This is a genomic window from Aliiroseovarius sp. ABM4_368 (assembly GCF_056161205.1).
The window spans coordinates 204,376-217,922 of the sequence record NZ_JBSWYR010000001.1 but is presented as its reverse complement, the minus strand read 5'-3'; the positions used below and the strand labels follow the sequence as shown (position 1 = coordinate 217,922).

The 13,547-nt window shown below is 58.8% G+C and carries 11 protein-coding genes; 2 read left to right on the top strand and 9 right to left on the bottom strand.

Annotated elements, in window-relative coordinates:
* The first annotated feature begins 22 nt into the window (after positions 1 to 22).
* Both ACXAH3_RS01125 and ACXAH3_RS01120 read left to right on the top strand, forming a co-directional pair.
* Positions 23 to 2,221, top strand: a complete 2,199-nt coding sequence (locus ACXAH3_RS01125) for an RNA degradosome polyphosphate kinase (RefSeq protein WP_474860225.1) — start codon at positions 23 to 25, stop codon at positions 2,219 to 2,221.
* A 50-nt stretch (positions 2,222 to 2,271) separates the two neighbouring features.
* Positions 2,272 to 3,816, top strand: a complete 1,545-nt coding sequence (locus ACXAH3_RS01120) for a Ppx/GppA family phosphatase (protein ID WP_474860224.1) — start codon at positions 2,272 to 2,274, stop codon at positions 3,814 to 3,816.
* Between the two features lie 12 nt (positions 3,817 to 3,828).
* Here the strand turns inward: ACXAH3_RS01120 and ACXAH3_RS01115 are convergent, their stop codons facing one another.
* The 9 genes from ACXAH3_RS01115 to ACXAH3_RS01075 all read right to left on the bottom strand — a co-directional run bounded on the left by ACXAH3_RS01115 (position 3,829) and on the right by ACXAH3_RS01075 (position 13,442).
* Positions 3,829 to 4,152, bottom strand: coding sequence for a hypothetical protein (locus tag ACXAH3_RS01115; protein ID WP_474860223.1), 324 nt, complete (start codon positions 4,150 to 4,152; stop codon positions 3,829 to 3,831).
* 36 nt (positions 4,153 to 4,188) lie between these two features.
* A complete protein-coding gene (locus ACXAH3_RS01110; RefSeq protein ID WP_474860222.1) occupies positions 4,189 to 5,214 on the bottom strand; it encodes an endonuclease/exonuclease/phosphatase family protein in 1,026 nt (341 codons plus the stop codon).
* A gap of 5 nt (positions 5,215 to 5,219) precedes the next feature.
* Positions 5,220 to 5,900 (bottom strand): TerB family tellurite resistance protein, encoded by a 681-nt coding sequence (locus ACXAH3_RS01105; protein WP_474860221.1) that lies wholly within the window; start codon positions 5,898 to 5,900, stop codon positions 5,220 to 5,222.
* Between the two features lie 31 nt (positions 5,901 to 5,931).
* Positions 5,932 to 6,441, bottom strand: a complete 510-nt coding sequence (locus ACXAH3_RS01100; RefSeq protein ID WP_474860220.1) for an N-acetyltransferase family protein — start codon at positions 6,439 to 6,441, stop codon at positions 5,932 to 5,934.
* A complete protein-coding gene (locus ACXAH3_RS01095) occupies positions 6,405 to 7,019 on the bottom strand; it encodes a VOC family protein (RefSeq protein ID WP_474860219.1) in 615 nt (204 codons plus the stop codon). The genes ACXAH3_RS01100 and ACXAH3_RS01095 overlap by 37 nt, the downstream gene beginning before the upstream one ends.
* Before the next feature lie 125 nt (positions 7,020 to 7,144).
* Entirely contained in the window at positions 7,145 to 9,271 is a 2,127-nt protein-coding gene (gene scpA, locus ACXAH3_RS01090; RefSeq protein WP_474860218.1) for a methylmalonyl-CoA mutase, read from the bottom strand.
* A gap of 58 nt (positions 9,272 to 9,329) precedes the next feature.
* Positions 9,330 to 9,845, bottom strand: a complete 516-nt coding sequence (locus ACXAH3_RS01085; RefSeq protein ID WP_474860217.1) for a hypothetical protein — start codon at positions 9,843 to 9,845, stop codon at positions 9,330 to 9,332.
* Positions 9,842 to 11,392, bottom strand: coding sequence for a hypothetical protein (locus ACXAH3_RS01080; protein ID WP_474860216.1), 1,551 nt, complete (start codon positions 11,390 to 11,392; stop codon positions 9,842 to 9,844). The genes ACXAH3_RS01085 and ACXAH3_RS01080 overlap by 4 nt, the downstream gene beginning before the upstream one ends.
* Before the next feature lies 1 nt (position 11,393).
* Positions 11,394 to 13,442, bottom strand: a complete 2,049-nt coding sequence (locus tag ACXAH3_RS01075) for an acetyl-CoA carboxylase biotin carboxylase subunit (protein ID WP_474860215.1) — start codon at positions 13,440 to 13,442, stop codon at positions 11,394 to 11,396.
* Positions 13,443 to 13,547: the final 105 nt, after the last annotated feature.

The following is a 13,547-nucleotide window of genomic DNA, read 5'->3' as shown; positions in this document are numbered from 1 at the left end:
TTTCCTGCGACAGAGTGCCGTTATGAATACACCCAAGACACCCGAACTGCCCGTTGCCGACTTCCTGTCCGCCGATTTCCCGCCCGCAACCACGCTGCCTGTAGATGATTTTGCCGGATCGAAACGGTTCTTCAACCGCGAACTCAGCTGGCTGGGATTCAACTGGCGCGTGCTGGAAGAAGCCGAAAATAGCCGCGTTCCCCTGCTGGAGCGGCTGCGGTTTCTGTCAATCTCGGCGGCGAACCTCGACGAATTTTACACCGTCCGCGTCGCCGGTCTGCGCGAGTTGGTGCGCGAGGGTGTGACAACCCCTGCCGCTGATGGACTATCCCCGACCGAGCAATTGGCCTTGATCGACGCCGACGCCCGCGCGCTGATGGCACGTCAGCAAAACGTGTTTGAAACGCTGTCAGGTGACATGCAGACCGAAGGCATCATCATCGCCCGCCGCGATGACCTGACCGCTGCGGACCGCGCCCATCTAGAACACGTCTTTCTGACACAGGTTTTCCCAGTTCTGTCGCCCCTGGCCATCGACCCAGCCCACCCGTTCCCGTTTATCCCGAACACTGGCTTTTCACTGGCATTGCAACTCGAGCGCACCAAGGACAAGCAAAAGCTGAAAGCGCTTTTGCCGATCCCGCATCAGATCGACCGCTTCGTCGCTCTGCCCGCCGAAGACGGCCAGTTCCGCTTCCTACCGTTGGAAGATCTGCTGCTGGAACATCTGGGGCAGCTTTTCCCCGGTTATGTGGAAAAAGGCCACTGCGCCTTCCGCATCCTTCGCGACAGCGATTTGGAAGTTGAAGACGAAGCCGAGGATTTGGTGCGCGAATTCGAAACCGCCCTGAAGCGCCGGCGCCGGGGCGAGGTTGTTCGCCTGAAGATCACTGCGGGAGCCCCGCCCGTTCTGCTGTCCATGATCAAACGCGAGCTGCGCATTTCAAGCAAAGAAATCGTCGAAGCGAACGGCATGATCGGGATGGCCGATCTGAACGAACTGGTTCTTAAGCAGCGCCCTGACCTTCTGTGGCCCAGCTTCACGCCCCGCGTCCCTGAACGAGTACAGGACCACGAGGGCGACATGTTCGCGGCGATCCGCCAAAAGGACATGCTGCTGCACCACCCATATGAAACCTTCGACATGGTGGTGCGCTTCCTGCATCAAGCCGCGCGCGACCCGAACGTGGTGGCAATCAAGCAAACGCTTTACCGGACGTCCCACGACAGCCCGATCGTAAAAGCGCTGTGCGAGGCCGCCGAGGATGGCAAATCCGTCACCGCGCTGGTCGAGCTGAAAGCCCGCTTTGACGAGGCCGCCAACATCCGCCAGTCGCGTCGGTTAGAACGAGCGGGTGCGCACGTCACCTATGGTTTTATCAACTATAAAACCCACGCAAAGATCTCGACCGTGGTGCGGCGCGAAGGGGACGAGCTGGTCACCTATACCCACTATGGCACGGGGAACTATCACCCCATTACAGCGCGGATTTATACCGACCTCAGCCTGTTCACCTGCGACACCGCGCTGGGGCGAGATGCCACGCGGGTCTTCAACTATTTGTCGGGCTATGCTGAACCACAAAGCCTTGAGAACCTTGCGATTTCGCCGCTGGACTTGAAGTCGACCCTTATCAAACGCATCAAGGCCGAAGCCGAGTTTGCCAAGGCCGGAAAGCCCGCGCAGATCTGGGCCAAGATGAACTCTTTGGTCGAACCCGACGTGATCGACGCCCTGTATGACGCCAGCCAAGCTGGCGTTAAAATCAGCCTTGTGGTGCGTGGCATCTGCGGGCTGCGTCCGGGCATCGAAGGCCTTTCGGAAAACATCCGAGTGAAGTCAATCGTGGGTCGTTTCCTTGAACACTCGCGCATCGTCTGCTTTGGAAATGGGCACGGGCTGCCATCCAAAAAAGCGCGGGTCTATATGTCGTCCGCCGACTGGATGGGCCGCAACCTGAACCGCCGCGTGGAAACGCTGGTCGAGATCAAGAACGCCACCGTAAAGGCCCAGATCGTCAGTCAGGTCATGGCCGCAAACCTTGCAGATGTGGCCCAAAGCTGGGTGATGGGGCCAGATGGAAAGTTCACCCGCGCCGACCTTGAGGCGATCGACCGTCCGTTCAATTGCCACCGGTTTTTCATGGAAAACTCGTCTCTGTCAGGGCGTGGATCGGCGGGGGCATCAGATGTACCGGAACTAACGCATTCGCAAGATTGAGTAACGCCAGACGCACCGTTAAGGTATCCGCACGGAAACAGGGGGATTCTATGGACGGACGTGGCGAAACCGGGGACGATTGGGGCCCGTTTGGACGACCACTGTTTGACGACCCCTCGGCCCGCCGGCTTAGCCGCGTTGGCGTGGTGGATGTGGGATCGAACTCGGTCCGCTTGGTGGTGTTTGACGGGGCGGCCCGCTCACCCGCCTATTTCTTCAACGAAAAAATCCTGTGCGGGTTGGGCCGCGGCATTTCTGAGACCGGCCGCCTGCACCCCGAAGGCCGTACCCGCGCCTTGGCCGCGATCAAACGCTTTCAGCGATTGGCGGATGGAATGGATCTTGGCCCACTATCAGCCGTGGCCACCGCCGCCGTGCGCGACGCTGAGGACGGGCCGGACTTCCGCGAGCAAGTGCTGCGTGAAACCGGGCTGGAACTTTACGTCATCGATGGCGAGGAAGAAGCCCGCCTGTCGGCGCAAGGCGTATTGCTGGGCTGGCCCGAAGCACAGGGGCTGATGTGTGACATCGGCGGCTCGTCACTGGAACTGGCGCATATTCAGGACGGAGAGGTCGGCAAGCGTGTCACCTCGCCCCTTGGCCCATTGAAGCTGGCGGGCGTGCCCGGCGGTAAGAAGGGACTTAAGACTGAAATCGCCCGCGTCGTGGATCAATTGGCCGACGAAATGGGCACTGATCACAAGCGCCTGTTTCTGGTGGGCGGGTCATGGCGCGCAATTGCGCGATTGGACATGGAACGGCGTGGCTATCCCCTGACCGTTCTGCACGAATACCGGATGACGCCGAAATCACTGGCCAGGACCTTGAAGTGGATTGAACAGGTCGATCTGGACGAGGTGCGCCAACGCACTGGGACGTCCTCGGCCCGGATGGCTTTAGTGCCCATCGCCGCGCAGGTGCTGAAACGCCTTATGCGTGTCTTTCGCCCGAAAGAAATCGCCGTCAGTTCCTATGGGATCCGCGAGGGCCTGCTTTACGAACAGATGCCCGGCCGGCTGCGCAAACGCGATCCGTTGATCGAGGCCTGTTACCACGCAGAAAACAAAGACGCCCGCAATCCGGGCTTCGGCAAAGCGTTGTTCCGTTTTCTGACGCCGCTTTACAAATCGCTGAAACCTGAAGATCTGCGCATCATCCGCGCCGCTTGCCTTTTGCATGACGTCACTTGGCGCGCCCACCCCGATTACAGGCACGAGGTCTGTTTCGACAACGCCACCCGCGCCAATCTGGGCGGGTTGACCCACGAACAGCGTGTATTCATGGGGCTGGCGCTGCTGCATCGCTATAAGAACAGCCGTGACGGATCGCGGTTTGAACCGCTATTCAACATCCTGTCCGACAAGATGCTGGCGCGCGCCGAAGTGCTGGGCAAAGCCATGCGGTTTGGGGCCATGTTCTCGGTCGAGGATCCGACACGCATGGCCGAACTGCGCTGGTTCCCGAAGAAACGCGAATTGGTGCTGTATCTGAAAAAAGAAGCCGAAGGACTGTTTGGCGAGGTCGCCGAAGCACGCTTTCAAACACTGGCCGATGCGCTGGACGCTGAGCCGATTGTAAAGAAAAAACGCGGCTAAATCCGAAACGCTTTAAATATCCGTTTCACCCGACGCAGGCGGGTCCAACGGGGTGCGGCGGCGGATAATGATGTCTCCGTTCGGCAGCACTTCGGGCGGGTGATAGACTTGCATGTCGCCAAACTTCTCGACCAAATCAGCCCAGCCTTCTGACCATTCCTCGGCCATTGGCTCGATCTCGTTCGCAAGCCCTTCCAAAAGCAACTGAAAGCCGCGATTTAGAAGCTCAGCCCCTTCGGAAAGCTCGGGATTATCCGGCGTCGTTTCCTCCTGCGCAAACGCGGGTCCGGTTGCAAGAAGCAGGGCAAGGGCGGTGGATGTCGCAATATGTTTCATAAGGTAAATGTAGGCCTTCGCTGCCTGATGTGAAGATCAAAGCGACAGGTCGACCGACACCGGGAAATGGTCTGACGCAGTCAAAAGCGCATCGCGCATGGCGTCGTCGTGATAGCAAGCAGGATCATCGAACGGATGCCATATACGCCATTTCGGCTTGGTCACCATCAAGTCGGGTGACACCATGACGTAATCCAGAAGCGCCTGTAAGTACCTCTTTTCCCTAGCTATATAGAAACGAGAGGTTGTTGGCCTCGCGCCCGTACGCTGTGTCAAAGCCATGCGTGCATGGGGGTCAAACATACAGGTCGCATCGCCTTCGCCCAGCACAATTTCGACGCCCGAGCGACCAAACAGCTTTTCGTATTCGTCCAACCCCGGACCGTCATTGAAATCGCCTAAAACGATCAAGGGGTCGCCCACGTCCAGATGCTCGTCCACCCGTCGACGGATCCAGATGCACTGCGCCATTTGCTTGCGGCGGTTCTCGATCGCGACGCGCATGACCTCGGCCGCACCGCGTGCGCCGTGGGGGGCTTTCGACTTGGCGTGAACACCGATCAAACGAAGGTTCTTACCGCTTTCACGATGGGTCAGCGCAACCTCAAGCGGGGGCTTCGAGAAAACCACAGTATCCAGCGCCGAATCCGTGTTCAGGTCCAGTTGAAAGCTGCTGTCAAACCTCGGCGCGGCATAGGCGTCTTCCATATCGGCCGCACCTAAGGGGTCATGCCGCGCGCTGACCACATCGGGATCGTATAGCAGCGCAATTTCCTGCTGCGTGTCATTGGCAAATCCGATCATGGCTTTGCGTGCACGCAGTTTGAAGGCATCGGCAAAATATTCGAGCGCAGGAATGGTGTCGCGTTTGCGGTTCTGGTCGGGCGCTTCGATGATCATCACGGCGTCGGCGTCCAGCGCTTGAAACACCTTACCCACGGCCTTCCATTGCGCAGCACGGGTCACGTCTTGGCGACCGGACCATCCATTATCGACCATGGCCTTGCCGTCATCGTCAAACAGGCTGTTGAACCATTCGACATTATAGGTCGCGATCCGCATAAACCCTATCCTTGCCCCGCGTTGATCTCGTCCCACGCGCGGTTGACGGCGATTAGGCGCTTTTCGGCAAGCTTAATGGCTTCTTCCGGGACACCACGGGCAATCATCCGGTCGGGATGGCTTTCGCGCACCTCGTTTCGCCAGACCTTGCGGATCTCGTCCATTGGCGTGTCGTGGGTCACACCAAGCACCTGATAAGGGTCGGGGTGTTCGTCTGGCACCATGCGCGAGCGCAGGGCCGAAAAGCGTTTCTCGGGCATTCCGAAGATACGTGCGACCTCTTCCAGAAAGGCATTTTCGCCGGGGTGGTATTCGCCATCGGCCAGCGCGATGTGGAAAAGACCCTCCATCAGATCGCATAGGGCGGGATCGTCAGGGCCAAACATTGCTGCGACTCGTTGGGCATAAAGCTCGAACCCGGCAACGTCGGTACGGGCCAGATTGAACAGGCGCGCTGCGTTCTTTTCTTCCGATTGCGGGATGGTGAAAACCTCGCGAAAGGCAGACACCTCGTCGCGTGTCACCTGCCCGTCGGCCTTCGCCATTTTGGCCCCAAGCGCGATCACCGCAATGGCAAAACCGGCCGAGCGTTCGGGCGGCGTGCGCAGATGCGAGAACACCTCAGACAGACTTTCGCCCTTGGCAAGCGCGGACAGCGCGTCGGATATGCGGGACCAGATCGACATGGGCGCAGTGTTAGCGGCTTTCGTCGGCGGGTCACAGGAATTTTTGCATCAAGACAAGATCATGCCACTGGTCGTGCTTTCGCCCGGCCTGCGGGATCACTCCGACTTTCTTATATCCAAGGGCCGCGTGAAACGGCTCTCCCATCAGGTTTGAACCAGACACGCCCGCAATCATCGAATGGAATCCTTGGGCGCGGGCCTCGGTTTCGATCCGCTCCATCAAGAAACGCCCTGCCCCGCGCCCGCGCGCTTCGGCTGCCAGCATGATCGAGTGCTCGGCCGTGTGGGCATATCCGATGCCTGCGCGGAACTGGTCGAAACTGGCATAGCCGATCACGTGGCCTGCCTCTTCCGCGACCAGCATGCATTTCGCGGTTTCGATGGCGGTTTCAACCTCGACCCGCGTTTTGGCGACCGAGTTGAAAGTGATCAGCGTTTCAAGGATGGCATGGTTCCACAGCGCCTGAATGGCAGGCGCGTCTGTCAGTCTGGCCGCACGGATGATCACAGCTGCACCAAACCGCCCGGCGTGTCGATCCATGCAGACAGCCCCGGCGCCCCCGAATGGAGCGAGATGCGCTTGTCACTGACCAACGGATGCAGCGCGACGTTCAAAGCCTCGGCTTCTGGATGGGTGATTTCAAGCGCGGCCAACCGCAGTCCGTGATCGGGCATACGCAGCATCGGCATGTCGCCCTTCCACGACAAAAGCCCCGGTGCGCAGCCTGAAAAGGGCAAACGCCCATCCGCAGGAAACGCCATGTCCCAGCGCAGATCGCCACGCGACAGCTGCAATTCATCCCCGGACCCGTCCGGCGCGCGTTGAAGTGCCTGATGCAGATCGGGCACACGCAGCGCCCAATTGGTCAGCCGAGCGGGGCCGGTGAAGTAATCGAGATCGAACCAGCGTGCATGCACGGGCGCGTCTGCCGCCGGGTTCACCGCAATCACTTCCAGATAGGTCGATGGGCCAAGGGAAAGTAGGGAATTGTGGGTGCCCATGAGCGGATGGTCTCCTCCCTCCGACATGGGCACCCCAAGCAGGTCCTCGATATACGCGACACCTTCTGACAGGGTCGCGGAGGACACCACAAGATGGTCAACTTCTCCCAGAGCCATTTTGTCCCCCTGATGGTCTGAGATCAGGGTGGCGGGAAAACCCGCCGCCCTCAAGTGTTTTTCGCGCTCGATGTACGCCACAGGCCCAAGGAACACAAAACCGGTGCCCACTTTAGTGCGACCTGTTAGCTGCGGGTTTCGCGCACCAGCTTCAGGATGTCCTGAGCGGCTTCCGGGATATTGGTGCCCGGTCCGAAGATGGCTTTTACACCATTCTTATACAGGAAATCATAATCCTGCTGTGGAATTACACCACCACAGATCACGATGATATCCTCGGCGCCTTGCTCTTTCAATGCCTGCACCAGTTGCGGGGCCAGCGTCTTGTGACCAGCAGCCTGCGAGGAAATCCCCACGATGTGCACGTCATTGTCGATGGCGTCTTGCGCAGCTTCGTCGGGGGTCTGGAACAGCGGCCCTACGTCCACGTCAAACCCAATATCGGCAAAGGCGGTTGCGATGACCTTGGCACCGCGGTCGTGACCGTCCTGCCCCATCTTCACAACCAGCATACGCGGGCGACGGCCTTCGGCGTCTGCGAATTCTTCGACCGATTTCTGAATGGCGGCAAAGCCTTCGTCGCCTTCATAGGCCGCGCCATAGACGCCAGCCAGCGTTTTCACTTCGGCGCGGTGACGGCCGAATTCATCTTCCATTGCCATCGAGATTTCTCCTACAGATGCGCGGGCGCGGGCGGCTTCAACGGCAGCCTCAAGAAGGTTGCCACCTTCGCGGGCCACGCGGGTCAGTTCGGCCAATGCGGCTTCGCATGCGGCTGCGTCGCGGGTTGCGCGGATGTTTTCAAGGCGGGCAATCTGGCTGTCGCGCACGGCCATGTTGTCCACGTCGAGGATTTCAATTTCGTCTTCTTCTGCCAGCTTGTACTTGTTCACGCCAACGATGACCTCGTCACCCTTGTCGATCATGGCTTGCCGCTTGGCCGCCGATTCCTCGATCCGCAATTTCGGCATGCCCGAGGCCACAGCCTTGGTCATCCCGCCCATGCTTTCGACCTCTTCCATCAGCTCCCAAGCTTTATTGATCAGCTCGTCGGTCAGGCTTTCCACATAGTAAGAACCTGCCAGAGGATCGACCACATTGGTCACTCCGGTTTCTTCCTGAAGGATGATCTGGGTGTTGCGTGCAATACGCGCCGAGAAGTCGGTGGGCAGTGCAATCGCTTCGTCCAGCGCGTTGGTGTGCAACGATTGGGTTCCGCCCAGCGCCGCCGACATCGCTTCGTAAGCAGTGCGGATCACGTTGTTATAGGGATCCTGTTCCTGCAACGATACGCCCGAGGTCTGGCAGTGCGTACGCAGCATTTTCGACCGCTCGGATTTCGCCCCGAACTCGGTCATTACGCGGTGCCACAGGGTACGTGCAGCGCGCAGCTTGGCGGCCTCCATGAAGAAGTTCATACCGATGGCGAAGAAGAAGCTAAGACGCCCTGCGAACTTGTCGACATCCATGCCCGCCTCGATCGCGGCGCGTACATATTCGCGACCATCCGCCAGCGTATAGGCCAATTCCTGCACCAAGTTCGCACCGGCCTCTTGCATGTGATAGCCGGAAATCGAGATCGAGTTGAACTTCGGCATCTCGTTCGAGGTGTACTCGATAATATCCGAGATGATCTTCATCGACGGTTCAGGCGGGTAGATATAGGTGTTACGCACCATGAACTCTTTCAGAATGTCGTTCTGAATGGTCCCGGCCAGCAGCGATTTGTCGTGCCCCTGCTCTTCGCCTGCGACGATGAAGTTTGCAAGGATCGGGATCACCGCGCCGTTCATGGTCATCGAGACCGAGACCTTGTCGAGCGGAATACCGTCGAACAGGATCTTCATGTCCTCGACGCTATCAATTGCCACACCAGCTTTACCAACGTCGCCCACAACCCGCGGGTGATCCGAATCGTAGCCCCGGTGCGTGGCAAGGTCGAACGCGACCGAGACACCCTGCTGACCGGCAGCCAGGTTGCGGCGATAGAATGCGTTCGATTCTTCGGCAGTTGAAAAGCCCGCATACTGACGGATCGTCCAAGGACGCCCCGCATACATGGTAGCCTTTACACCACGGGTAAACGGGCCAAAACCGGGCAGCGTGTCCATATGGTCCAGATCAGCCGTGTCTTCCGCTGTATAAAGCGGTTTGACGTCGATGCCTTCCAGCGTGTTCCACGTCAGATCATCCAAGGCACGGCCACGAAGTTCCTTCTCGGCCAGTTCCTTCCAGTTCTTTGTGTCGCTCATCTTGTCGTCCTTTTCGTCTTGGCGCGCCCGTGGGCGCTCGCTGGTTCCGGGCCGCGGGTCACAGGGGATCTCCGGCGGCAAAAAAGAGTTTTCGCTCAACGGGGTCGAGGATCATGACACCCCCCACCGCAATATCATAAGCAATCGTCGCACCGGGGCGGGTGAGCGCGCGGTGGAAGTCTTGACCGTCCGTATCCGATAGGCATTTCCCGACCAGCGCAGCGGCGGCCAAAGCCTGACGGCCAAAGGCACCGTCTTCGGTCGTCAGCATCTCGTCCGTTAGGGCATGGGGCGTCTGACCTTCGGCGCGCAGAGCAGCTTTGCCGGTTTCTCGGAACAGCTCTTGCGCGTCGACACTGGTCACAGCCAGCGGCATTTGCGGCTTCACATCGTTCAGGGCCGCACGAAAGACAGCGGCGGTACAGGTCAGTTTGCTTTCAAACGACAGAGTATCACCAAGGGTAAAATACTGTTCAAGGCCGGCGCGCAGTTTGGATTCGCTGTGCAGGTTACAGCCGGACAGCAATGCGACACTGGTGGCAGCAGCGAAGGGGATATGGCGCAGAAAGCTCATCCCGTTTCCCCGTCAATCACGGTCAACACGGCTTTGCCTTGGACCTGCGGTGCAAATTCGCTCAACTGTTGGCGGATACCATCCGCTGCAGCCGGTTTGGTCGCGTAAAAGCTTACATCATATCCGCCCAGAAACGCTCCGCCACCAGTGAATGTCAACGTTCCAACCTTGATCCAGTCCGCCCCGATTCCTTCGCCGATCCAGCGGTCATAAACAATGGCCAGTTCGACCCCGGCCTTGTCGACAAGATCAGCGGCCCAGCCGGGATGGGGATCGTCCAGACGGAGCTTCAACGCCTCGTAAGAGGCCAGCCCCCACAGGTCGAGAACTTGGTTAGGGTTGGCCCAGACCACATAGCCCAGATCATTCACGGCGACGGGTTTCTGATAGATCTCTTTCACAAAGCGGCTCATGTTACCGTGCTGCGAATAGATCGCGTTCGGACCGTTGGTTCCGTTGAACAAAAGCCATTGGCCGTAAGACGCACCAAGATAACCGAAGCCCGCAAGCAGAAGCAGGCGCATCGTGAGCAAAGTCTCGTCTCGCAAAACGACGATCATCACAAGGCCAAGGACAAAGGTCATCGCATAAAGCTCGTACCGTTCAAACCAGCCGAATTGCCCCAACAGCAGATGGCCAAACCCGGTGAAGGCGGCAGCAGCCATCAGAGCGCGCAGGCGACGGTCCAGATCAGAACGTGCCGACAACGCTACCGCGCAAAGCACTGCGATCAACATCACAACAGCCTCGTTGGAAAACAGTTGAATCGCCAGCTTGATTGGCAGATCTGCAAGCGTGAACCGGTCCGTACCGCTGCCAGAAAGCTTCGCCATGACCGAGTTCGGCAAAGGCTCCAACCCCAACGTTGTCAGGAAGAACATAAAGCCTGCGACAAGCACCGCGGCGGCTGCGAACAGCCCCGCCCCGATGGCCCAGCGACCGGTCATCAGAAGCACTAGCGCGCCGGCCCCTGTCACGGCCAAGCCTTCAAATCGGATTATCGGGCCAAGCACCATTCCTGCGACCAAAAGCCAACTAATGCGGCCTTCATCCATCTGGATTTGCAAACCGCGCAAAACCGCAAGGCTGGCCAGAATATGTAACGAGTGCTCCATCCCGACCATTGCGGCACCGGCGAAGTTGAACGCCAAGGGGCCAAGGGCCGCGAAGGTCAGCGCCCACCCCCGCGACGCGCCGCTTGCTGCGACGATCCGCGCCCAAAGTACCGCGCCCAGCAACATGGCAAGGGTGTTCCAGAACAGCGGTAACCAAGCTTGCACGGCCGTGCCAGCAAAGGGAGCCAGCAAAAACGGATAGATCGGCGAAGACGCTGCCGAGGTAAATTCGCCCGCGTTCACGCCATAGCCACCGGCGGCGATCTGTTCGGCAACCGCAAGGTGGATATAAACGTCATCGAGCGGGTATTCGAAAACACCCGCCCGGACAAAGGCCACGCCCTGATAAAGCGCGAATGCCACCACGCTGATCAAGACTGAAATCAGTGTCAGCTCCCCCGTTTTTCGGGGCAACGTGGTGGCGGTGGTCATGTTATTCGAACTCCATGATCACTTCATCAACGGCAAGGCTGTCGCCAGCACCTGCGTTGATTTTGGACACGATGCCCTTCTTCTCGGCGCGCAGGATGTTTTCCATCTTCATGGCTTCAATCGTGCACAGCGCCTGACCTTCCTGAACTTCTTGACCGGCTTCCACGTCGACCTTCACCACCAGACCCGGCATCGGGCACAGCAGCATTTTCGAGGTATCCGGCGGCAGTTTTTCTGGCATCAAGCGCGCAAGTTCGGCCTGACGCGGGGTGCGGACATGCACTTTCAGATCAGCTCCGCGCGAACGCATACGGAAGCCCGAGGTAATCTTGTCGACCTTCAGCACCAGCGGCGACCCGTCCACATCCAGCGTGGCAAGGCTGTCACCCGGCGTCCAATCCGAGGACACGCGCATTTTGGTGCCGTCTTCAAATTTGATGGTCGAACCCTTCTTGTCGGCCTTGATCTTAACCGCGAACTCTTCGCCTTGCAGCGTCACGACCCAATGCTTCCCCACTTTACGCTCGTGGTTGTCCATACGGCCCGAGATACGGGTGCGACGGATTTCAGCGACGCGGTACATGGCAGCGGCGGAAGCCGCGATGCGTTTCAGCGCATCATGGCCCAACTCTACACCGTCGAACCCGTCGGGATACTGTTCCTCGATAAAGGCGGTGGTCATCTCGCCTTTCATGAAAATCGGGTGATCCATCACGGCTGACACGAAAGGCAGGTTGTGACCGATGCCTTCCAGCTCGAACCCGTCCAGCGCGTTGCGCATGGCTTCGATCGCTTCATCACGAGTCGGCGCCCATGTACACAGCTTGGCGATCATCGGGTCATAGTACATCGAGATCTCGCCACCTTCAAAAACACCGGTATCGTTACGCACCGCATAGTCCGACCCATTGATTGCATCATCGGCCCATTTACCGTTGTCCTGCATCGGGCCAGCCGCAATTTCTGCGGGCGGGCGGTAACGGGTCAGACGACCGATCGAAGGCAGGAAGTTGCGATAGGGGTCTTCCGCGTAGACACGGTTTTCGATGGACCAGCCATTGATGCCCACATCGTCCTGAGTGATCGACAGCGGCTCGCCATTGGCGACGCGGATCATCTGTTCGACAAGATCAACACCGGTGATCAGCTCGGTCACTGGGTGTTCCACCTGAAGACGGGTGTTCATTTCCAGGAAATAGAAGTTCTTGTCGCCATCGACGATGAACTCCACCGTACCGGCCGAGGTATAGCCCACGGCCTTGGCCAGCGCGACCGACTGTTCGCCCATGGCTTTGCGGGTGGCTTCGTCCAAGAAGGGCGACGGGGCTTCTTCCACAACTTTCTGGTTCCGACGCTGGATCGAGCATTCGCGTTCGTTCAGGTAGATGCCGTTGCCATGCGCATCGCACAGAACCTGAATTTCGATGTGGCGCGGCTGGGTCACGAATTTCTCGATGAAGATACGGTCATCGCCAAAGCTGTTGGCGGCTTCGTTCTTGGACGACTGGAAGCCTTCGCGGGCCTCTTCATCGTTCCATGCAATCCGCATGCCCTTACCACCGCCACCGGCCGAGGCTTTGATCATCACCGGATAGCCAATCTCGTTCGAGATCTTCACGGCTTCGTCTGCGTCCTCAATCAGGCCCATATAGCCGGGGACGGTCGACACGTTGGCGTCCTGAGCGATCTTTTTCGAGGTGATCTTGTCCCCCATCGCCTCAATCGCGCCTTTAGGCGGGCCAACAAAGGCAACGCCTGCGGCTTCCAGGGCTTCAGCAAATTTCGAGTTCTCGGACAAAAAGCCGTAACCAGGATGAACAGCTTCGGCGCCGGAATCCTTGATCGCCTGCATCACCTTGTCGATGACGATATAAGACTGGTTCGCGGGCGGCGGGCCGATGTGAACGGCTTCGTCCGCCATTTTCACATGAAGCGCGTTCCGGTCGGCATCCGAATAGATCGCCACCGTTTTGATGCCCATCTTGCGGGCAGTCTTGATCACACGGCAAGCGATCTCGCCTCGGTTCGCAATCAGGATCTTGTTGAACATGTCCTGTCCTTTCGGTTCATGTGAGGGCGCGACGCAGTGAAGCGCCCCGCAGATTGACATAGAAAAGCCTGCCGGACCGGGTGGTCTCGGCAGGCCGATTGTGAG

Excerpts from the sequence above, each read along its gene's own strand:
- ACXAH3_RS01085 (WP_474860217.1), bottom strand. The coding sequence starts at position 9,845 with ATGAGCTTTCTGCGCCATATCCCCTTCGCTGCTGCCACCAGTGTCGCA.
- ACXAH3_RS01120 (WP_474860224.1), top strand. The coding sequence starts at position 2,272 with ATGGACGGACGTGGCGAAACCGGGGACGATTGGGGCCCGTTTGGACGA.
- ACXAH3_RS01125 (WP_474860225.1), top strand. The coding sequence starts at position 23 with ATGAATACACCCAAGACACCCGAACTGCCCGTTGCCGACTTCCTGTCC.
- ACXAH3_RS01095 (WP_474860219.1), bottom strand. The coding sequence starts at position 7,019 with ATGGCTCTGGGAGAAGTTGACCATCTTGTGGTGTCCTCCGCGACCCTG.
- ACXAH3_RS01110 (WP_474860222.1), bottom strand. The coding sequence starts at position 5,214 with ATGCGGATCGCGACCTATAATGTCGAATGGTTCAACAGCCTGTTTGAC.
- ACXAH3_RS01100 (WP_474860220.1), bottom strand. The coding sequence starts at position 6,441 with ATGGATCGACACGCCGGGCGGTTTGGTGCAGCTGTGATCATCCGTGCG.
- ACXAH3_RS01115 (WP_474860223.1), bottom strand. The coding sequence starts at position 4,152 with ATGAAACATATTGCGACATCCACCGCCCTTGCCCTGCTTCTTGCAACC.
- scpA (WP_474860218.1), bottom strand. The coding sequence starts at position 9,271 with ATGAGCGACACAAAGAACTGGAAGGAACTGGCCGAGAAGGAACTTCGT.
- ACXAH3_RS01080 (WP_474860216.1), bottom strand. The coding sequence starts at position 11,392 with ATGACCACCGCCACCACGTTGCCCCGAAAAACGGGGGAGCTGACACTG.
- ACXAH3_RS01105 (WP_474860221.1), bottom strand. The coding sequence starts at position 5,900 with ATGTCGATCTGGTCCCGCATATCCGACGCGCTGTCCGCGCTTGCCAAG.
- ACXAH3_RS01075 (WP_474860215.1), bottom strand. The coding sequence starts at position 13,442 with ATGTTCAACAAGATCCTGATTGCGAACCGAGGCGAGATCGCTTGCCGT.